General features: G+C 67.9%; 18 protein-coding genes. 7 read left to right on the top strand and 11 right to left on the bottom strand.

Translation table 11 applies throughout. The features are described from left to right. Positions 1–182: 182 nt before the first annotated feature. From DGN21_RS18840 to DGN21_RS18855, 4 genes are read left to right on the top strand one after another with little or no spacing between them, the layout of a single operon-like run. Entirely contained in the window at positions 183–1379 is a 1197-nt protein-coding gene (locus DGN21_RS18840; RefSeq protein ID WP_024940579.1) for a beta-ketoacyl-[acyl-carrier-protein] synthase family protein, read from the top strand. Next, positions 1379–2152, top strand: a complete 774-nt coding sequence (locus tag DGN21_RS18845; RefSeq protein ID WP_126966190.1) for a beta-ketoacyl synthase chain length factor — start codon at positions 1379–1381, stop codon at positions 2150–2152. The genes DGN21_RS18840 and DGN21_RS18845 overlap by 1 nt, the downstream gene beginning before the upstream one ends. Continuing rightward, positions 2149–2970 (top strand): glycosyltransferase family 2 protein, encoded by an 822-nt coding sequence (locus DGN21_RS18850; protein ID WP_046345039.1) that lies wholly within the window; start codon positions 2149–2151, stop codon positions 2968–2970. Before DGN21_RS18845 ends, DGN21_RS18850 begins: the two co-directional genes overlap by 4 nt. Then, on the top strand, positions 2967–4589 hold the full coding sequence (locus DGN21_RS18855; protein ID WP_126966191.1) for an NAD(P)/FAD-dependent oxidoreductase: 1623 nt from the start codon (positions 2967–2969) through the stop codon (positions 4587–4589). Before DGN21_RS18850 ends, DGN21_RS18855 begins: the two co-directional genes overlap by 4 nt. A gap of 309 nt (positions 4590–4898) precedes the next feature. Here DGN21_RS18855 and fabG read toward each other — a convergent pair whose 3' ends face one another. From fabG to xanC, 10 genes are all read right to left on the bottom strand, one after another. Then, on the bottom strand, positions 4899–5636 hold the full coding sequence (fabG, locus tag DGN21_RS18860) for a 3-oxoacyl-ACP reductase FabG (protein ID WP_039524640.1): 738 nt from the start codon (positions 5634–5636) through the stop codon (positions 4899–4901). Positions 5637–5800: 164 nt separating this feature from the next. After that, positions 5801–6250 (bottom strand): phosphotransferase, encoded by a 450-nt coding sequence (locus tag DGN21_RS18865; protein WP_126966192.1) that lies wholly within the window; start codon positions 6248–6250, stop codon positions 5801–5803. Beyond that, complete coding sequence (locus DGN21_RS18870; RefSeq protein WP_126966193.1) at positions 6237–8603, bottom strand: MMPL family transporter; 2367 nt, start codon at positions 8601–8603, stop codon at positions 6237–6239. Before DGN21_RS18870 ends, DGN21_RS18865 begins: the two co-directional genes overlap by 14 nt. Next, positions 8593–8817 (bottom strand): hypothetical protein, encoded by a 225-nt coding sequence (locus DGN21_RS18875; RefSeq protein ID WP_215825027.1) that lies wholly within the window; start codon positions 8815–8817, stop codon positions 8593–8595. The genes DGN21_RS18870 and DGN21_RS18875 overlap by 11 nt, the downstream gene beginning before the upstream one ends. 93 nt (positions 8818–8910) lie before the next feature. Next, positions 8911–9558: a LolA-related protein gene (locus DGN21_RS18880; protein ID WP_039814875.1), complete on the bottom strand. Its 648-nt coding sequence runs from the start codon at positions 9556–9558 to the stop codon at positions 8911–8913. Then, positions 9482–10456 (bottom strand): acyltransferase, encoded by a 975-nt coding sequence (locus DGN21_RS18885; protein ID WP_039524636.1) that lies wholly within the window; start codon positions 10454–10456, stop codon positions 9482–9484. Before DGN21_RS18885 ends, DGN21_RS18880 begins: the two co-directional genes overlap by 77 nt. Then, positions 10453–10740 (bottom strand): dehydratase, encoded by a 288-nt coding sequence (locus DGN21_RS18890; protein WP_024937534.1) that lies wholly within the window; start codon positions 10738–10740, stop codon positions 10453–10455. Before DGN21_RS18890 ends, DGN21_RS18885 begins: the two co-directional genes overlap by 4 nt. Before the next feature lie 11 nt (positions 10741–10751). After that, entirely contained in the window at positions 10752–11501 is a 750-nt protein-coding gene (locus DGN21_RS18895) for a lysophospholipid acyltransferase family protein (RefSeq protein ID WP_024937535.1), read from the bottom strand. Between the two features lie 53 nt (positions 11502–11554). Beyond that, entirely contained in the window at positions 11555–12238 is a 684-nt protein-coding gene (locus DGN21_RS18900; RefSeq protein ID WP_024937536.1) for a hypothetical protein, read from the bottom strand. Between the two features lie 37 nt (positions 12239–12275). Further along, the gene (gene xanC / locus DGN21_RS18905; RefSeq protein WP_011260626.1) at positions 12276–12545 is read right to left on the bottom strand and encodes a xanthomonadin biosynthesis acyl carrier protein XanC; all 270 of its coding nucleotides are present in this window, start codon (positions 12543–12545) and stop codon (positions 12276–12278) included. A gap of 288 nt (positions 12546–12833) precedes the next feature. On the opposite strand from xanC, the gene DGN21_RS18910 reads away from it, so the two are divergent. Both DGN21_RS18910 and DGN21_RS18915 read left to right on the top strand, forming a co-directional pair. After that, complete coding sequence (locus DGN21_RS18910; RefSeq protein WP_215825028.1) at positions 12834–14216, top strand: FAD-dependent oxidoreductase; 1383 nt, start codon at positions 12834–12836, stop codon at positions 14214–14216. After that, on the top strand, positions 14213–15220 hold the full coding sequence (locus tag DGN21_RS18915) for a pteridine-dependent deoxygenase (protein WP_181140995.1): 1008 nt from the start codon (positions 14213–14215) through the stop codon (positions 15218–15220). The genes DGN21_RS18910 and DGN21_RS18915 overlap by 4 nt, the downstream gene beginning before the upstream one ends. A 71-nt stretch (positions 15221–15291) precedes the next feature. Here DGN21_RS18915 and DGN21_RS18920 read toward each other — a convergent pair whose 3' ends face one another. Further along, a complete protein-coding gene (locus DGN21_RS18920) occupies positions 15292–16635 on the bottom strand; it encodes an AMP-binding protein (RefSeq protein WP_179466061.1) in 1344 nt (447 codons plus the stop codon). Between the two features lie 366 nt (positions 16636–17001). Here DGN21_RS18920 and DGN21_RS18925 point away from each other — a divergent pair, with 366 nt between their 5' ends. After that, positions 17002–19362, top strand: coding sequence for a S9 family peptidase (locus tag DGN21_RS18925; protein WP_184551854.1), 2361 nt, complete (start codon positions 17002–17004; stop codon positions 19360–19362). The last annotated feature ends 53 nt before the right edge of the window (positions 19363–19415 follow it).

Below are 19415 nucleotides of genomic sequence, written 5' to 3' on the forward strand. Positions count from 1 at the left end.
AGGATTGTGTCCCAATTGCGCCGATGGCGAAAGCGCGGCAACGCGCGAAAACTCCAGCCCCGTCAGCGACATGACCGGCACGTTCAGTTGCGCCATCGACGGGAGGCGCACCCGCCATCGATATACTGAGCCCACTTTTTGCCAGCCAGACCACCGTGAGCCAAGCGCAGCATTCGTCCCAGATGGCCCCGGTCGCCGTCACCGCTTTTACGTCCACCACCGCGCTCGGCGCCGGGCTCGATGCCCAGGCCGCCGCCCTGACTGCTCGCCGCAGCGGCATGCGTCGCAACGATTTCGGCCCGCAGCCGCTGGCGTGCTGGATCGGCCGCGTCGACGGCGTGGAAGACATCGTGTTGCCGGAGGCCCTGCAAGGCTGGGACTGCCGCAACAATCGCCTGGCCTGGCTGGCCCTGCAGCAGGACGGCATGGCCGAGGCGGTGCAGGCCGCCGCGCAGCGCTACGGCGCCGAGCGCGTGGCGGTGATCATCGGCACTTCCACCTCCAGCATCGGCGCCAGCGAAGAGGCCTACACGCGGCTGGTCGAAGACGCCGACGGCGCGCGCTTCCCCGACGACCTGGATCGCCCGATCGTGCACACCCCGCACTCGCTGGGCGACTTCGTGCAGCACGCCACCGGCCTGCGCGGCCCGAGCGTGACCGTGGCCACCGCCTGTTCGTCCAGCGCCAAGGTGTTTGCCCAGGCCGCGCGCCTGATCGATGCCGGGGTGGTGGATGCCGCCCTGGTCGGCGGCGTGGATACCTTGTGCGGCAGCGTGCTGTTCGGCTTCAACTCGCTGCAGGTGGTGGCGCCGGAGCTGTGCCAGCCGTTCGATGCGCGCCGGGTCGGCCTGAGCCTGGGCGAGGCCGGCGGCTTTGCCATGCTCGAACGCACCGCCGCCGCGCCGGACGCAACGCTGTGGCTGTACGGCTATGGCGAATCTAGCGATGCGCACCATATGTCCGCCCCGCATCCGCAGGGCCTGGGCGCGCAGCTGGCGATGCGCGGCGCGCTCGAACGCGCCGGCCTGGAGCCGGCCGCGGTGGGCTACCTGAACCTGCACGGCACTGCCACCCCCGCCAACGACAGCGTCGAAGCCGCCGCAGTGGCGGCGATCTTCCCGGCCACCCTGCACGCAAGCTCGACCAAGGCCTGGACCGGCCACACCCTGGGCGCCGCCGGCATCGTCGAGTCGGTGATCGCGCTGCTGGCGCTGCGCGACGGCGTGCTGCCGGGCACGCTCAACAGCGAAGTGCCCGACCCCGCCTGCGGCCCGCAGATCCGTTTCGACAATGCCCATTCCAAGATCGATTACGCAATGAACAACTCCTTCGGTTTTGGCGGCAACAACTGCTCGCTGCTGTTCGGGCAGGCCCGCTGATGCTGGCTGCCACCATCGAGGGGATCGGCTTCTGGACCCAGGGCCTGCCGAGCTGGGACGCCGCTGCGGCGTTCGTGCGCGGCGGCGCGCTGCAGGACACCGGCGCGCGCCCGGCGCCGCAGCTGCTGGCCGCCAACGAGCGCCGTCGCGCACCGGACACGGTGGCGGTCTCGCTGGAGGCCGCGCTGGCCGCCTGCACCGCCGCCGGCCGCGAGCCGGCCAGCCTGCCGTCGATCTTCACTTCCACGTACGGCGACCTGGCCATCTCCGACTACATGTGCACCACCCTGGCCAGCGACCCCACGGCGATCTCGCCGACCAAGTTCCACAACTCGGTGCACAACGCCGCGGCCGGCTACTGGACCATCGGCGCCGGGGCGATGACCCCGGCCACCGCGATCAGCGCCAGCCTGGGCAGCTTCGCGCAAGGCTTGCTGGAGGCGCTGGTCCAACGTGCCGCCGGCATGGACGCAGTGCTGCTGGCCGGCTACGACGCCCGCTCGGTCGGGCCGCTGGGTCGGGTCGCCCCCAGCCAGGGGCTGCTCGGTGGCGCGCTGGTGCTAGGTGCGCCAGGCCAGGCCGGCAAGCCGCAGCTGCGGGCGTGGCTGGACGACGGCACGCCGACGCCGGGCGCCGGCCCGCTGGCGCGGCATGTCGCCGCCAATGCGATGGCGCCGATGCTGCCGTTGTTCGACCTGATCGCCACTGCCGGCGAACGCGTGGCGCTGTACGCCGGCCCGGGCCGGGTGTTGCGCGTGGAGCTCCAGCAGTGAGCCGGCAGCCACTGACCCGCGAGGACACCGCGATCCTGGTGCCGGCGCTGAACGAATCGCTGCGCATCCGCGAAGTGGTCAACGATGCGCTGACCTATTGTTCCAACGTGATCGTGATCGACGACGGCTCCGATGACGGCACTGCCGACTGCATCGCCGGCCTGCCGATCACCTTGATCCGGCACCCGCAGCGCAAGGGCAAGGGCGCCGCGTTGCGCAGCGGGTTTGCACAGGCGCAGCGGATGGGCATGCGCGCGGTGATGACCATGGACGGCGACGGCCAGCACAAGGCCGCCGATTTCCCGCGCCTGTTGGCGGCGGCCAACCGCCACCCCGGCTGCGTCATCGTCGGCGCCCGCATGCGCAAGCGCGCCACCCAGCCCACCATCCGCCGCATCGGCAACGATTTCGGCGACTGGGGCATCGCCTGGGCCTGCGGCTTCCAGCTGGTCGACAGCCAGAGCGGCCAGCGCCTGTATCCGGCCTCGGTGTTCACCCTGCCCGACGTGCCCGGCGAAGGCTTCGTGTTCGAGGCGCAGCTGCTGATTTCCGCCGCACGCCAGGCCGGCGCGCGCGTGGTCGCGGTGCCGATCGAAACCCGCTACGCCGGCACCTCGCCGGGCACGTTCCGCAAGAGCCATTTCCGCCTGGTACGCGATCTGTGGGAAATCACCTCGCATGTGGTGGTCCAGGCCTGGAGCTACGGGCATATCTGGCGCGAGTACCGCCGCGTGCGCGCCAACCCGGTGCTGATCGACGACGCTGACGGCGAATTTGCTACTGTGCCGGCGGTTACCAAGAGCAAGCCATCCCCATGAATGCACAGCGTGCCGATGTCGTTATCACCGGTGGTGGCCTGGCCGGCCTGAGTCTGGCCCTGCAGCTGCGCCAACGCGACCCCGAACTGGCGATCACTGTGCTGGAGCGGCGTGCGCACCCGGTGCGCGAGGCGGCGTTCAAGGTGGGCGAGTCCACGGTGGAGATCGGCGCGCACTACTTCGCCGAGGTCTTGGGCCTGCGCGAGCATCTGGAGACCGAGCAGATCCGCAAGTTCGGGTTCCGCTTCTTCTTCTCCGACAAGCGCGAGGACATCGACCGCTGCACCGAGCTGGGCGTCAGCCAGATCCTGCCGACGCCGTCGTGGCAAATCGACCGTGGCCGCTTCGAAAATTTCCTCGGCGAGCGCGCCCGCGCGCAGGGCATCACGTTTGTCGACAACTGCAGCGTCAAGGGCGTGGACCTGTCCGATGACCAGGCCGACCACGCCGTGCGCTACGAGCGCGCGGGCGAGGCCGGCACACTGAGCGCACGCTGGGTGGTGGATGCCAGCGGCCGCGCCGGCCTGCTCAAGCGCAAGCTCGGCCTGGCGCAGGACAATGCACACGACGCCAATGCGGTGTGGTGGCGTGTGGAAGGCCTGATCGACCCCAATGGCTGGTCGCAGGACAGCAACTGGCTGCAGCGCTGCACGCCGCCGGACCGCTGGCGCTCGACCAACCACATGTGCGGACCGGGCTACTGGTTCTGGCTGATTCCGCTGTCGTCCGGCGCGCATTCGCTGGGCATCGTCTGCGATGCGTCGATGCACCCGCTGGACACGATGAACACCCACGACAAGGCGATGACCTGGCTGCGCACGCATCAGCCGCAGGTCGCCGCCACGCTCGACAAGGCCGACTACCGGCTGCAGGACTTCCTGTTCCTGCGCAACTTCTCCTATGGCTGCAAGCAGGTGTTCTCGCCGCAGCGCTGGGCGCTGACCGGCGAGGCGGGCTTGTTCCTGGACCCGTTCTATTCGCCCGGCAGCGACTTCATCGCGATTTCCAATACCTACATCTGCGAACTGATCGGCCGCGACCGCGCCGGCAGATCGCTCAGCCCGTATGTGGAGCTGTATCAGCAGCTGTATTTCTCGTTCTACGAAAATACCCTGACCCTGTATCAGGACCAGTACGCGCTGTTCGGCGACGCGCAGGTGATGCCGGTCAAGGTGATCTGGGATTACACCTACTACTGGTCGCTGCTGGCGCCGCTGTTCTTCAGCGGACGCATCGCCGACCTCAGCCTGCTCTCGCGCATGAAGTCCGATTTCTTCTATGCGCGCGACATGAATCTGGCCATGCAGCGTGTGCTGCACGACTGGGGCCAGCACAACACTGCACAGGGCCTGGCCACCGACGATGGGCGCCTGCTCGATCAATACCTGATCGGCTGGTTCAACGAACTCAATGGCGCCTTGAACGACACCCTCGACGACGATGCCTTTGCCGCACGCATCCACAGCAACGTGGCGCAGATGGCGGTGCTGGCACGCGAGATCCTGCAGCAGGCACGCCAGCGCCATGCCGCACTGCCGGACCACGGACTGGACGCCTTGACCGCCAACGCCATCGGCGAGCCGATCCTCACCGCCGCCTGGTACGCCGACGCGGCGTGAGTTTGAAAACCGCGCCGGCAACGGCGCGTTTTTTCTTGATTTGCGCTAGCTTGCCCCGCGCGTGTGATGCACCACGGCGACACCGGCGGCCAGCCCGAGCCTACATGGACGTACTTGCAGCCTGTCCCGCAACGGTCCCTGCGGCCAAGCCGCAGCTCCTCCGCTCTACAGCCGACGCATCTGCACGGGTCAATCGCTCTCACGCCAAACAAGGGGCTGAGCTTCAGCGTCGTTACGACATCCCAAAGCAGGGCTGGTCGGGGGGCGTGCCCATCAGGTGGCGAACACGGTCGTTTTCGTTAGCCGCCCTCAGCCCATCCCACCATTGATGCCGATGACCTGGCCGTTGATGTAGCCGGCTGACTCCGAACACAGAAACGCCACCAACGCGGCCACTTCGTCGGGCTTGCCGACCCGGCCGGCCGGTACCAGTTGCTTGATCACTTCCGGCGCGAAGCTTTCGCCGACCATCTCGCTTTCGATCACGCCTGGCGCGACCACGTTGACGGCGATGCCGCGGCTGGCCATCTCGCGCGACAGCGATTTGCTGGCGCCGTGCAAGGCGGCCTTGGCCGCGGCATAGTTGGTCTGCCCGCGATTGCCCAGCACCGCCGCCACCGACGACACGCTGACGATGCGGCCCCAGCGCGTACGCGCCATCGGCAGCAGCAGCGGCTGGGTGACATTGAAGAACCCGTGCAGCGATACGTCGATGACCCGATGCCACTGTTCGGCGTTCATGCCCGCCATCGGCGCATCGTCGTGGATGCCGGCGTTGTTGACCACAATCTGGATCGGGCCGCCCTCCAGCAGGCCTGCCAGCGCCACCGCACTGGCCTGCGCATCGGCCACATCGAACGCCACCGCCTCGGCGCTGCCACCGTCGGCTACGATCGCTGCGACCACGTCATCGGCGCGGGCGATATTGCGATTGGCATGCACGATCACATGGCGCCCCTGCGCCGCCAGCTGACGGCAGATCGCACCACCAAGATCGCCGCTGCCGCCGGTGACGAGTGCGCGGCGCTGTGGAATGGAAGTGCTCATGGAAGCCTCGATGAAAGCCGCAGACACGACGGCGGAAAGAGCCTCATCCTAACGACTCGCAGCAGGCGCAGGAATAGATCCAGCATTGATCGCCTACATCTTGTAGGAGCGCGCTTGCGCGCGATGCGGCGTCAGCGGTAAGGCCATCGCGCGCAAGCGCGCTCCTACGGGGCTTGGGTGGCCTGCGCGGCGCCCAGCATCACCGTGGCGCGCCCTTCGGCGAGCAACTGGTCGCCGTGGCTCAGGCGAAAACTGTATTGCTGGCTGTCCTCGCCCTGCATCAACACCTGTGCGTCGCAGACGATCGCATCGGGCAGGTCGTCCAGATACGCGACGTGCAAGTCCACTGCGCGCAACGCCACCAGCATGCCCGGGCGCACCGGCTTGCCCGATTCCCGGCCGAGCAAGCCGCCATGCACGGCCATGGCCTGCGCGCCGTATTCGCATAGATGCAGCGCGCGCAGGCGGCCATTGCAACGCAGCGGATGCGTGTCGCTGCGATGGGCATCACTGCGCAACACGATGCGCTGCGCATCCCATTCCAGCACTGCTTCCCACAGGCACATGCTGCCCTGGTGCGGAATCAGCGCGGCAATTGCCTCACGTCCCTGCATGTACATCTCCGTGTCTTGCGCGCTCCAGCGCCGGCTCGCGCGACACCAGCAAGGCGAGGATGAAATTGAACAATACCCCCAGCGCCACCGTGCTGCCGATCGCACGCAACACCGGGATGCTGGAGGCAGCCAACAACGCGAACACCAGCAGCGTCATCAGGCTGCACACGATCAGCGCATGCAGCGTGCGCAGCTGGTCGGCGTGATCGTCGCCGGCATGGTCGAAGAACAATGCGTAATCCAGGCCCAGGCCTGCCGCCAGGATCAGCGCGATCAGATGGAACAGGTTGAGCTCCACCCCCATGCCGCGCAGGATCGCCAGGATCAGCACCGTGGTCAGCGCCATCGGCAGCAATACGCGCACGATCCGGCGCGGACTGCGCAACGCGATCGCCACCGTCACCGCCAGCAGCAGCGCGGCCAGCACCAGCGCGCCGAGCACACGTCCGCGATACGCGGCCACCAGGGACTCTGACGCGTCCTTCAGATCCAGCAACTGCGCGCCGCTGCCTTTCACGGCGGCAGCCAGTACCGACGGATCGCGCAGGCCGGTCAACGACACCAACGCAGTGCTGCGATCGCCGCGACCCAGCAGCAGCCCGCCGACCGACGTTGCCAGCGGCGAGCCGGCCAGGTCCTTCGGCAACAGCGGGGCGGCGCGCTTGGCAGCGTCCAGGTCCTGCAGGAACGGCGCGAACGCGTCACTGCGAAACGGTGTGGCGGCCACCGCAGTGTCGGTCAATGCGCGCGCTTGCGCAGCATCCGGCAACGCAGCCTGACGCGCATGCTGGGTCTTGATGCTGGGCAGATAGCGCGCGGCCATGTCGTAACCGGTCAATGCGCCGTCGCGCACCAGGGCATCCAGGCGCGGGCGCAACTGCTCGCTGGCCTGCAGCGCGGCCTCGTCGTTGGCGGCAGACAGCGCGAGCACGTAACGCACGTCGGGGGCGCCCAGTTCCTGGCGCAGATGCGTGTCCTGCGCCAGGGCCTTGGGCGGCACCGGGGTCAATTTCGACAGATCGTTCTGCCAGAACTGCCCCGGCGCGAACGCGATCACCGCGATGCCGATCAGCGCAATCACCGCCAGGCTGATGCGCGGCCGTGGCAGGCGCGCGATACCGCGCCACAGCGCGGAGAGCATGCGTGAATCGGCGTAGTCGCGCGGTGCCGGGTCGATCAACGACGGCAACAGCCACCGCGTGGTGATCGCGGCGGTCGCCAGCCCAGCGATGGTGAACACCGCCAGCTGCCGCAAGCCGTCCACACCGGAAAACAGGAAGGTCACATAGGCAATGCAGGTGGACACCACGCCGGTGGCCAGCGTCGGCCATAGATGACGCGCGTTGTCGCGTGGATCCAGACCCGGGCGCTGATGACTGAACAGGTGGATCGGGTAATCCTGCACCACGCCGATCAGGGTAAAGCCGAAGGCCACGGTGATGCCATGCACGCCATCGAACAGCAGGGCCACCGCAGCCAGACCGGCCAGGCCGGCGCTGGCCAATGGCAGCACGCCGAGCACCGGAATCTTCCAGCTGCGATAGGCGACCAGCAGCAACAACACCAGTCCCACCGTATCCAGCGTCCCGATCCATTGCGCCTCGCCCTGCGTGCGCGCGGTGATTTCCACGGCGAATGCACCGGGGCCGGTCAAGGTAAGCCGGGTCGTGCTGCCCTTGCTGACCTTGGCGAAGGCCGCCTGCACCGCGTCGTAGGCCAGTTGCTGACCGGTGGGATCGAAGCCGGCTGCGCGCGTCTGCACGACCAGCAAGGCCGAGGTGCCGGCACGGTCGAACCACACCGCGTTGCGCGTCTGCGGCGCCGCGGCCGGCTGCAGGGTTTCGGCCAGATGCAGCACTTCCAGCGTGGGGTCGCGCGGCAGCAACGGCTCCACCAGCGCCGCCGCCGGCGACCCCAGATCCTGCACGCGCGACTGCAATGCCGCTTGCAGGGTGTGCGCATCCAGCGGCGTGGTGTCGAAGCTGTCGCTGAGCAGATAGCGATACGGCAGCAGGCGCTCGGGGATCGCATCCAGCCCCGCAGTGCCGCCGTTGCCGACCAGCTCGAACAGTTCCGGTTGTGCGGCCAGGGCCTGCTGCAGGGCCTGCGACTGCGCGGCCAGCGTGGCCGGGTCGCTGTTGGACAACGCCATCAGCAACAGGCGCGAGCCGGGGCCTTCGCCCAGCTCTTCGATCAGCAGTTTCTGCGCCGGCGTGCGCGGGGCGGGCATGAATTTGCGCAGATCACCGGTGACCTTGAGCGTCTCGCTCAACCAGAACCCGGCCACCGCCAGCAACGCCAGCCACAGCAACGCCAGGCCGATGCGGCGGTTTGCGTTCAACTTAAACGCCATGCGCAAGCCTCGCTGTGCCAGCGGAACGTCCACCGGCCGCGCGCGCGGCATCGGGCTGTGCGGGCGCCTTTGCGTTGCTGCGGGCGGGCATGAATTTGCGCAGATCGCCGGTGACTTTCAGCGTCTCGCTCAACCAGAGCCCGGCCACCGCAAGCAACGCCAGCCACAGCAGCGCCAGGCCGATGCGGCGGTTTGCGTTCAACTTAAATGCCATGCGCAAGCCTCGCTATGCCAGCGGAACGTTCACCGGCCGCGCGCGCGGCATGGGATCGTGCGAGCGGCTTGCTTGCGCCGTGGGCGCGCTGCGTCACGCGCCCGATCCGTGGCATAGCGTGGTCAGCGCGGCCGCATCGGTCACGCTTGCGGCCGCGCGCGCCGCACCGGCCAGCAGCGTGCGTTGCACGTCGCCCTTGGCCGGCTGGCTCTCGATGCAGCGCAACTCGTCATTGCGCCCGTACAGCCGCAACTCGCGCACCTGCTTGGCCACGGCAGCGTCCTTGGGCTGCAGCGTCAGTTGCCAGGCCTGCGGCTGGCCCTGCCCGCTGATGCGGTAGTGCTGCTCCAGCAGCGCACGGTCGCCGGCCAGCAACGCGCCGAAGCCGGACTTCAGGCCGGCCAGTTCGGGCACCCGGCTTAGCGAAAACCGCCGCGGCGATTTGCCTTCGCGTTCCAGCACGCCTTCGTCGCCCTGCAACGTGGTGGTCTCGCGATACGGCGCGCTGACCTCGCGCACCAGGGTCTGCGCATCCGGGCGACGGTAATGGCCCTGGACGCGCAGCGGCGTCTTCAGCAGCGCCGAGCCACGCAGTTCGACGAACTCGGTACTAACCGGTGCAGGGCGTGCCAGGCGCTGCAGCACCTGGCCGACATCCAGCGTCTCAGGCGGTGCGGCGCATAGCGGTGCGGCGCTGAACAGCAGTATCAGCATCCACGGCAGGGTGCGGCACATCGGCATGGTGGGTGTTCCAGAAATCGTAGAAGTTGAACCAGTTGTACGGCGCATAGCGTGTGTAATGTTCCAGCCTGGCCGCGTAATCGCGCATGAGTACCGCCAGCACCGGTGCGCGCTGGCGACGCGGCACGTCCAGGCCCTCGCTGAAGGTCTCGAACGCCAGCTCGTAATGATTGCCGCCGCGGTACAGGCCGAACGCCAGCACCACCGGCACCTTCAGCGCTGCGGCGATCAGCCACGGCGAGGTCGGGAACATCGCGTTGCGGCCAAGGAACGTCGCCGGCAACGCCGGGTCGCCCTCGCGCGGGCGATCGATCAGCAGCGCCACCAGCGCACCGGCGTCGGTGGCGTCCTTGATCGCCATGACGATCGAGGTCGCGTCCATGCCGGCGTCGATGATGTTGGCGGCCAGCTGCGGATTCAGCGCGCCCAGCAGCTCGGTCATGGCGCGGTTGTGGGCCTTGTCCAGCACCACCTTGACCTGCACGTCCGGCCGCTCCGTGGCCAGCACGCGCAGCGCATCAAAGCTGCCCAGGTGCGAGCCGAAGATCAGCACGCCGCGGCCGCGATCCATCTGCGCATGCAGCTGGTCCAGCCCGGTGATGTCGACCCGGAAGCGCTGCATCTGCCCGCACAGCATGTACACGCGGTCCAGAATCGTCGAGGCGAAGGTGTGGATATGCCGCGCCACATCGCGCAGCGTGGCCGGGCGCTCCAGCACGCGCGTCAGATAGGCACGCGAGGCGCTGCGCTCGGGCGCACGCACCAGCAGGAAGTACAGCGTGATCGGGTACAGCAGCGCGCGTCCCACCGCACGCCCGGCATGCTGGGCGATGCCGCGGATCAGCCACAGCGCGAAACGCCCGCCGCCTTCCGGGCGTTGCTTCCACTGACTGCTCATTGCGCCGCCTCCGCCACCAGTTCGCCGCTGACCAGCAGCTCGTCGGCCCGCTGCACGCGAAAGCGCCAGCGTGGGCCGGCGCCGTCCAGCATGACCGATGCCGTCTGCCCGGGCAGCAACGGCTGCACGAACTTCACCTGCGGCAGGCGTGCCGCCGCGCGTGGTCCATGTGCGGCCTCCACTGCCTGCAGCACATGGTCGAGCACGACCACGCCAGGCACCACGGGGCGCCCCGGAAAATGCCCGGGCAGGCAGGGATGATCATGCGGCACGACGAAATCCATAAGCGGGCAACTCAAATCCTGGGTTGGAGCATCGCAGCCACGGCGTCGTGTGCCTGCTTGGTCAATTGCTGGCGGTCCGGCGCATCCGGCCCGGTCACCGGGATCGGATCGCCGATACGTACCCGGATGATGCCCGGGCGCACCCTGAACACACCCTCCACCGGCAGCACCTTGCCGCAGCCATCCACCGCCACCGGCACCACCGGCACACCAGCATCGATAGCGGCCTGCAACAGCCCGGCCTTGAACGGCAATAATGCGCCGCTGCGGCTGCGGGTGCCTTCGGGAAACAGACACAACTGCTTGCCCTCGCGCAGCAGCGCGGCGGCCTGCCGGCGCACCATCGCCCCGGCACGCCGGCTGTCGCGGTCCAGGAACAGCATGCCGGTGGCCCGTGCATACCAGTTCACGAACGGCACCTTGAGCATTTCGTCCTTGAGCAGGAACCGCAGCGGCACCGGCAAGGCGTAGAACAACGCACAGATATCGATGATGGACTGGTGGTTGCTGACGAACAGGTAGTTCCTGGACCAGTCCACGCGCTCGCGGCCTTCCACGATCACCGTGGCGCCGGCACCGCGAAACAGCACCGGCGACCACATCCACGCGCCCATGCGCAGCAGGCGATCGGTGTCGCGCGTGATCGCCAGCAACGCCAGGCCATAGGCGATTCCGCCCGCGGTAAACGTCAGCGTGAAGGCCAGTTGCAGCAGATTGAACACGGCCCACGCCAGGCGCGACGGCATCCTTGCCAGCGGCATCTTTGTCTTGTCCCCGAAAATGTGCACGTACGTCGCTGCCCCTGGCCACGCACTCAGCGCAGCAGATCGCGCCAGAATTCCGGCCCGAGCCGCGCCATCTGGCGCAAGAAGTCTGGCAGATTACGATAGGGGCGCTGTGGAAACCAGCGGCCGCGCAATAGATATTCGCCTACAAAGAACCCGCCAACCACCCCGTACGCCAGCAGATTGGCGAACAACGATGCGCGCGCGTCGCTGATCGGCAGCGGCGAGACATAACCCAGTTGCGTCAGCACGCCACTGGGTTCGGCGCACAGGCCCAGCACCAGGTTGACCAGGGTCAGCGCGCACAGCAGCAGCGCCCAGGCCAGGGTGAGGCGGCGCGTGTAGCGGTACTGCTCCGGAGTGATCGGCATGCCGGCCTGGCGATACAGCCCCTCGACGATGCGCGTGATCAACGGCGTGCGCCCACGGCGCAGGCTGCGACCGAAGAACCAGGCGACCCAGCCGGTGAACACCACCGGCGGCGCGGCCAGCACCAGCATCGCGTACGGCGAGTGCCACAACGCACTGAGGCCCAGCAAGGTCAGCACGGCCAGCGCCCAAGCCCAGGCGCGGCGCGCGACCATCGGTTCGATCAGCACCATCAGCACCAGCAAGCCACCGGCGATGACGGCCAGCTCCGGGCGATGGCTGGCGTTGGCCCAGTGCGCCAGCGGCGAATACGCCACCGCCAGCAACACGCCCAGCCCCAGCACCCACGGGGGCGCATCGCCGGGCGCGGCGGTCGCGACCTCAGACGGTCTTGTTGGCTTCGACATGCGCCGACAATGCGCGCAGCGACGCGAAGATGCGACGATTCTCGTCATTGTCCGAGCGCAGCTGGAAGCCATAGCGCTTGCTGATCGCCAGCGCCAGTTCCAGCGCGTCGATCGAATCCAGTCCCAGCCCGGTATTGAACAACGGCGCCTCCGGGTCGATGTCGGCGGGCTGGACGTCTTCCAGGTTCAGGCTTTCGACCAGGAGTTCGGCCAGTTCACGTTCGGCAGCGGTTTGCGAGGACATCCAGAGAGCTTCCAGGTGAGGGTCGGGCAACAGATTCACAGCGAAATTGCAGAACAACCACAGCGGCGCAGACAACCGTCAGGTCGGCATCGGCGATGCTGCGGAACACAGACAGTGTACGTTGCCGTGCCGGCCGATTCCGAGCGCCCGCCGCACCGGCGTTGCGGCCGCATTGGCGAGGGTGTCGATCGGTCTGCAACAGCGAGTCGGCGGCCGGCATAGCTGTCCGGGCCGCCGGTCAGGCTATCATGACTGCATGACGCTCGCCCGCTGCAGGTTCGTTCCAGGATGACTTCCACCGCTGTTGGCCCTACCCCGACCGCCAAGCCGGCAGCCGGGCCGGCCCCCGGACCCGAGTGTCCGGATGTCCTGATCATCGGCGGCGGGCCGGCGGGCTGCGCGGCGGCCATCGTCCTGGCCCAGCAGGGCTGGCAGGTGACCTTGCTGGAGAAGGCGCAGCATCCGCGCTTCCATATCGGCGAGTCGCTGCTGCCGATGAACATGCCGATTCTCGAACGCCTGGGCGTGTTGGAAGAGGTGCGCAGCATCGGCGTGCTCAAGCGCGGTGCGGACTTTCCCAACGACAGCGGCGGCTACAACACCTTCCGTTTCTCGCATGCGCTGGAGGCCAAGGCCGATTTCGCCTTCCAGGTGCCGCGTGCGCAGTTCGACCAGGTGCTGTTCGAGCGCGCGCGGGCGGTGGGCGTGGATGCGCGCGACCAGGTCAAGGTCGACGCGGTGGAGTTCGACGGGCAGCAGCCGGTGCTGCAGGCGCAGGGCGTGGCGGGTGCGCAGCAGTTCCGCCCGCGCTACCTGCTCGATGCCAGCGGCCGCGACACCTTCCTGGGCAACCGCCTCAAGCTCAAGCGCGCCAATGCCAGGCATCAATCGGCCGCATTGTTCAGCCATTTCCGCGGCGTGACGCGCCGACCGGGCGAGGATGCCGGCAACATCAGCATCTATCGCCATGCGCATGGCTGGATGTGGCTGATCCCGTTGCCGGACGACATCATGAGCGTGGGCGCGGTCTGCTACCCGGAATACATGAAGACCCGCAAAGGCGACAGCGAGGGCTTTTTCATGCGCACGCTTGCGCTCAATACCGAGCTCAGCGCGCGCATGCTCGGCGCCGAACGCGTGGCCCCGGTGCATGCCACCGGCAATTACGCCTACGAATGCACGCGCATGTCCGGCCCGCGCTGGTTGATGCTGGGCGATGCCTACACCTTCGTCGACCCGATGTTTTCGTCCGGCGTGTTCCTGGCCATGCACAGCGCCGAGCGCGGTGCGGCGATGGTGGACCAGGTTCTGCGCATGCCGCAGCACGAGGCAAGACTGCAGCGCGCCTTGCAGCGCGAGCTCAAGCGCGGCGTGGACGAGTTCAAGTGGTTCATCTACCGCTTCACCTCACCGACCATGCGCGCCCTGTTCGCACAACCGCAGAACACCTGGCAGATCGAGGAAGCGGTGGTGGCGATGCTGGCCGGCGACGTATTCGACAGCCCCAGGGTGCGCCTGCGTCTGCGCGCGTTCCGCGCCATCTATGCACTGACCACCTTGTCGATGATGCCGCGCGCCTGGCAGTCCTGGCGCCAACGCCGACGTCAGGCCACGCTCGGCTTCGATGGCGACACCTTGCAACGCGACATGCAACAACGAGACACACGATGACCGCTTCCCCGGCCCAGACCACGCACACCGTGCGCCATCCCCGCCTGCAGGTCGACTATGTCGATCAGACCGACCCGTCTGCACTGCTGGCCGACCCGCAGGTGCTGGCCGTGTTCGGCTTCGGCACGGCGGCGCCGCGCCTGGACGACCCCCGCTACCTGCGCGTGCCGCTGCAGCCGTACCACGCCGACGTGCTGGAAGTGTGGCGGACCGACGCGGCGGTGCACAGCGGCCGCGATGGCAACATCGCCTGGGCCAGCGACGGCCGCCTGCAGTTCGGCGTGATCGAAATCGACGAGCAGGATGTCGATATCGAAGCCGCCGCCGCCAAGGCCTATGCGGAAATCACCGCCTTCGTCACCCGCAGCCAGACCCCGCGCCTGCTGCGTATCTGGAACTATCTGGACGCCATCACCCTGGGCAGTGGCGACCGCGAACGCTACCGGCAGTTCTGCGTGGGCCGTGCGCGCGGCCTGGGCGCCTTCGACAATGCGCAATTGCCGGCCGCCACCGCGGTGGGACGCTGCGATGCCGAGCGCATCATCCAGATCTACTGGCTGGCCGCCAGCGACGCCGGCACCCCGCTGGAAAACCCGCGCCAGGTCAGCGCCTACAACTACCCGCGCCAGTACGGCCCGCAGCCGCCGAGTTTCGCGCGCGCCATGCTGCCGCCGGCCGGCAGCGACATGCCGCTGCTGCTGTCAGGCACCGCCGCGGTGGTCGGGCATGCCTCGATGCACACCGGCCAGTTGCTGGCGCAGCTGGAAGAGACCTTCGCCAACTTCGACGCCCTGCTGGGTGCCGCCCGCCAGCATGCCCCCGCCCTGCCCACGCAGTTCGGCGCCGGTACCCGCCTGAAGGTCTACGTGCGCGAGCAGGACGATCTACCCAAGGTCGCGCAGGCCCTGGACGCCCGCTTCGGCGACGCGGTGCCGCGTCTGCTGCTGCACGCGGTGATCTGCCGCGACGAGCTGGCGGTGGAGATCGATGGGGTGCATGGGTGAGCGATTGCGGTCATCAGTACTGATGCCCGCTGCAGCCACGCAGCAGCAATGCTCCGTGGCGAGGCCTGCGCTCAGCCGTTGAGCAAACCCAGCACCACATCGCGTGGCAGCTTGCCGGTTTCGTTGCGTGGCAGGGCGGCGAGTTTGCGCAGGCGGCGCGGCAGGAACACCGGGTCGACGCTGACGCGCAGGGCGGCGAGGATCTGCGCTTCGTCCAGGGTCGGGGCGACCACCAGTGCGGCGATGCGGCCGACTGCCTGACCGGGCTCGGGTGCGAGCTGCACGATGGTGCCGTCGACGACGCCCGGGATGGCCAGCAGGCGACGGGTCAGATCGGCCAGCGAGGCGCGTTTGCCGGCGATTTCCAGCAGATCGGCCTGCCGGCCGCGCACCTGGAAGGTGCCGTCGGCAGCCACGTCCATCATGTCGGCCAGCAGCACCGGCGTGGCCAGATGCGGTGCGTGCACCAAGGTGCCTGCCGCCTGCGTTTCCAGGCGCACACCGGGCAGCGGTGTCCACGCCGCCTCCAGCGCGGTGCGGCGCACCGCGAACACGCAGGTTTCGGTGGAACCGAACATTTCGCGTACCTCGCCGCCAAACCGCGCTTCGGCGGCCGCGGCCACGTCCTGCGCCAACGGCGCGGTGGCCGAGACGATGCCGACCAGCGGCGGCAACGCCACGCCGGATTCGACCAGCGCGCGCAGGTGCACCGGCGTGGTCACCAGCACGCGCGGGGCAGGAATGTCCGACAGCGCGCGCGCCACATCGTCCGGAAAGAACGGGCGGCCCGCATGCACCGCAAGCTCGGTCACCATCGGCAGCAGCACCGACAGTTCCATGCCGTACATATGTTGCGGCGGCACCGTGGCGACCACGTGCGGCACCGCATCGGTGTGCGCCCACAGGCTTTCCAGCGCGACCAGATCCTGACGCGTACTGGTCAGGAAGCTGCCCCAGGTCTTGGGGTTGGGCTGCGGGCTGCCGGTGCTGCCGGAAGTGAAGCCGATGGCCACCAGGGCATCGTCGGCCAGCTGCGGAATCGGGCCTGCGGCCTGCGGCAACTCGGCCGGCAGCTGCCAATAGCGCGGCGGTGCCAGCTCCAGTGCCAGATCGCCCAGGCAGTAGGCATCGGCATGCCGCGCCTGCACCTCGCCAACCACGGCCGGCGCGCGCGAGGACGGCAGCAGCGACACCTGACCGCGCAATGCGCACGCATAGAACGCGACCATGAAGCGATAGCGGTCTTCGCACAGATTCACCGCGTGGCGACCGTCCGGCAATAGCTGCGCCAGGCCATGCACGTGTGCAATGAAGGTGGCCAGATCGACCGACTGCCCCGCGCGCCAGGCCAGCGGCCGGCCGGGCGCGCCGACGGCCATCGGGTGGGAAACGGCAGGAACAGGCAGGCTGGACATGGGAACCGGCAATCGCAAAAGCGCGCTAGCTTGGCCGCCACCTGCCCTGCTGGCAAGTCGGGAGGTTTCCGGCTGCGCCACGGAAGCGGCGGTCGGGAACCTTGGCAAGGCCCGTGCGCCAAGCGCATTCCAACTCATTGCAGCAGCGCATTGCAGCTGGCGTGCATTGGCCGTCAAGCGCGTACGCCCGTGCGAGCCAACGCGCGCACAACCGCTTGTGGTCGCGTCCGCCACTCGTCCATGCCTTGCCTGTTCGATAACGCACTCGCCTCCACGCGCACATGACCTGTGGCCCAAGCCCCCGGCGGAAGCGAGCTGCTAGGCTTGTCCGCTCCTCGTTGCGTCCAGTTGTTACCGATGCCCAGATTGTTGCCGCTGTCCTTGTTGTTGCTGGCTGTCACCGCGCATGCGCAATCCGCCACACCGCTCACCATCGAACAGGTGATGGCCGATCCGGACTGGATCGGGCCGTCGGTGGATCAGGCCTGGTGGCAGTGGGACGGCAAACAGGTGCAATACCTGCTCAAACGCAACGGTTTCCCGGTGCGCGACACCTATCGCCAGGGCGCCGGCGGCGGCAGCGCCGAACGCGTGGCCGACAACGCACGCGCCGGCCTGGATGCGGATAACCCGAGCTACGACGCGACCCGCCAGCGCATGCTGTTCGCGCGCAATGGCGACATCTTCCTGCGCGATTTGCGCTCCGGCGCACTGACCCAGCTGACCCGCAGCAACGAGGTCGAATCGCGGCCGCAATTTGCCAGCGATGGCGGTGCGATCTGGCGCGCGGGCAACAACTGGTACCACTGGCGCGCCGACGGTGGCACTGCGCAGGTTGCAGTGGTCAAGGCCGAGCGCGATCCCAACGCTGCGCCCAAGGCCGATGTGTTGCGCGAGCAGCAGCTGGCCACGCTGGCCACGCTGCGGCGCGACCGTGAGCAGCGCGATGCGTTACGCACCCAGGAAGACGCCTGGCGTCGCGCCGATGCCACGCGTGCGGCAGCACCGGTGTACCTGGGCGATGAGGTGGAGATCGTCGACAGCGCGTTGTCGCCGGACGGCCGCCACCTGCTGGTGGTCACCCAGGCCAAGGGTGCCGAAGAGGGCCAGGCCGGCAAGATGCCCAAGTACGTGACCGAATCCGGTTACGAGGAATTCCAGGAAGTGCGCACTCGCGTCGGTCGCAATGCGCCGGTGGCGCATGCGCTGTGGTTGGTCGATGTCAGCGCCGGCACTGCAAGACCGCTGTCCTTCGACACCCTGCCGGGTATCGCCACCGACCCGCTGGCCGCGCTGCGCAAGGCCGCCAAGCGAGACGCGCTCAAGGGCAACCGCGCCGTCCGTGTGGAAAGCGACGGCGACGGCAGCGGGCCGGCGGTGCACTGGAGCGACGACGGGCGCAACGTGGCGGTGGAGATTCGCGCGGTGGACAACAAGGACCGCTGGATCGCCAGCGTGGACCTGGCCAACGCCACGTTGCAGCCGCGGCATCGCCTGAGCGACAGCGCCTGGATCAACTGGGACTTCAACGATTTCGGCTGGCTGCCCGACAACCGCACGCTGTGGCTGCTGTCGGAAGAATCCGGCTATTCGCAGCTGTACACGGTGGAAGGCAACGGCAAGCCGCGCCAGCGCACGCGCGGCAAGTGGGAAGTGTCGATGCCGGTGCCCAGCGCCGACGGCAGCAGCATGTTCTTCCTGTGCAACCAGAAATGGCCGGGCGATTACGAGGTGTGCAAGCTGGACCTGCGCAGCGACCAGCTCAGCGAGGTCACTGCGTTGAATGGCGTGGAAGGCTTCAGCCTGTCGCCGAACGGGCAGCAACTGCTGGTGCGTTATTCAGGCAGCTACCTGCCACCGCAGCTGGCGGTGGTGCCGGCCGCAGGCGGCCAGGCCACGCTGCTGACCGACACCCGCACGCCCGCGTTCAAGGCGCAGCCGTGGATCGCGCCGCAGTACGTGCAGGTACCGTCCAGGCATGGCGCCGGCACGGTCTGGGGCAAGTACTACGGGCCGCAGAACCCCGAGCCCGGCAAGCAGTATCCGATCGTGATGTTCGTGCACGGCGCGGGCTATCTGCAGAACGTCTCGCAGCGCTACACGCCGTATTTCCGCGAGCAGATGTTCCACAACCTGCTGGTGCAGCAGGGCTACATCGTGCTGGACCTGGACTACCGCGCCTCGGAAGGCTATGGCCGCGACTGGCGCACCGCGATCTACCGCAACATGGGCCACCCGGAGTTGGAAGACTATCTGGACGGGCTGGAGTGGCTGGTGACGCAGAAGCAGGGCGACCGCGCGCGTGCCGGCATCTACGGCGGCTCGTACGGCGGCTTCATGACCTACATGGCGCTGTTCCGCAGCCCCGGCACCTTCAAGGCCGGCGCGGCGCTGCGTCCGGTCGGCGACTGGATGCAGTACAACCACGAGTACACCTCCAACATCCTCAACACGCCCGAGCTCGATCCCGAGGCCTACAAGACCTCATCGCCGATCAATTACGCAGATGGGCTGCGCGACCATCTGCTGATCGCGCACGGCATGATCGACGACAACGTGTTCTTCAAGGACTCGGTCGACATGACCCAGAAGTTGATGGAGCTGCACAAGGACAACTGGCAGGTGGCACCGTATCCGCTGGAACGCCACAGCTTTACGCGTGCCGATTCGTGGCTGGACGAATACAAGCGCATCCTCAAGCTGTTCAATGAGCAGGTGAAGCCGTAAGCCATGCCGCTGCGGCCGGGCGATGCGTGCTGCATCGCCCGGTCGATGACATC

Origin of the sequence: Xanthomonas sp. MLO165 (genome assembly GCF_018831305.1) — a bacterium.
Lineage (GTDB): Bacteria > Pseudomonadota > Gammaproteobacteria > Xanthomonadales > Xanthomonadaceae > Xanthomonas > Xanthomonas arboricola.

Excerpts from the sequence above, each read along its gene's own strand:
- DGN21_RS18840 (WP_024940579.1), top strand. The coding sequence starts at position 183 with ATGGCCCCGGTCGCCGTCACCGCTTTTACGTCCACCACCGCGCTCGGC.
- DGN21_RS18845 (WP_126966190.1), top strand. The coding sequence starts at position 1,379 with ATGCTGGCTGCCACCATCGAGGGGATCGGCTTCTGGACCCAGGGCCTG.
- DGN21_RS18855 (WP_126966191.1), top strand. The coding sequence starts at position 2,967 with ATGAATGCACAGCGTGCCGATGTCGTTATCACCGGTGGTGGCCTGGCC.
- fabG (WP_039524640.1), bottom strand. The coding sequence starts at position 5,636 with ATGAGCACTTCCATTCCACAGCGCCGCGCACTCGTCACCGGCGGCAGC.
- DGN21_RS18865 (WP_126966192.1), bottom strand. The coding sequence starts at position 6,250 with ATGCAGGGACGTGAGGCAATTGCCGCGCTGATTCCGCACCAGGGCAGC.
- DGN21_RS18870 (WP_126966193.1), bottom strand. The coding sequence starts at position 8,603 with ATGGCGTTTAAGTTGAACGCAAACCGCCGCATCGGCCTGGCGTTGCTG.
- DGN21_RS18875 (WP_215825027.1), bottom strand. The coding sequence starts at position 8,817 with ATGGCATTTAAGTTGAACGCAAACCGCCGCATCGGCCTGGCGCTGCTG.
- DGN21_RS18880 (WP_039814875.1), bottom strand. The coding sequence starts at position 9,558 with ATGCCGATGTGCCGCACCCTGCCGTGGATGCTGATACTGCTGTTCAGC.
- DGN21_RS18885 (WP_039524636.1), bottom strand. The coding sequence starts at position 10,456 with ATGAGCAGTCAGTGGAAGCAACGCCCGGAAGGCGGCGGGCGTTTCGCG.
- DGN21_RS18890 (WP_024937534.1), bottom strand. The coding sequence starts at position 10,740 with ATGGATTTCGTCGTGCCGCATGATCATCCCTGCCTGCCCGGGCATTTT.
- DGN21_RS18895 (WP_024937535.1), bottom strand. The coding sequence starts at position 11,501 with ATGCCGCTGGCAAGGATGCCGTCGCGCCTGGCGTGGGCCGTGTTCAAT.
- xanC (WP_011260626.1), bottom strand. The coding sequence starts at position 12,545 with ATGTCCTCGCAAACCGCTGCCGAACGTGAACTGGCCGAACTCCTGGTC.
- DGN21_RS18910 (WP_215825028.1), top strand. The coding sequence starts at position 12,834 with ATGACTTCCACCGCTGTTGGCCCTACCCCGACCGCCAAGCCGGCAGCC.
- DGN21_RS18915 (WP_181140995.1), top strand. The coding sequence starts at position 14,213 with ATGACCGCTTCCCCGGCCCAGACCACGCACACCGTGCGCCATCCCCGC.
- DGN21_RS18920 (WP_179466061.1), bottom strand. The coding sequence starts at position 16,635 with ATGTCCAGCCTGCCTGTTCCTGCCGTTTCCCACCCGATGGCCGTCGGC.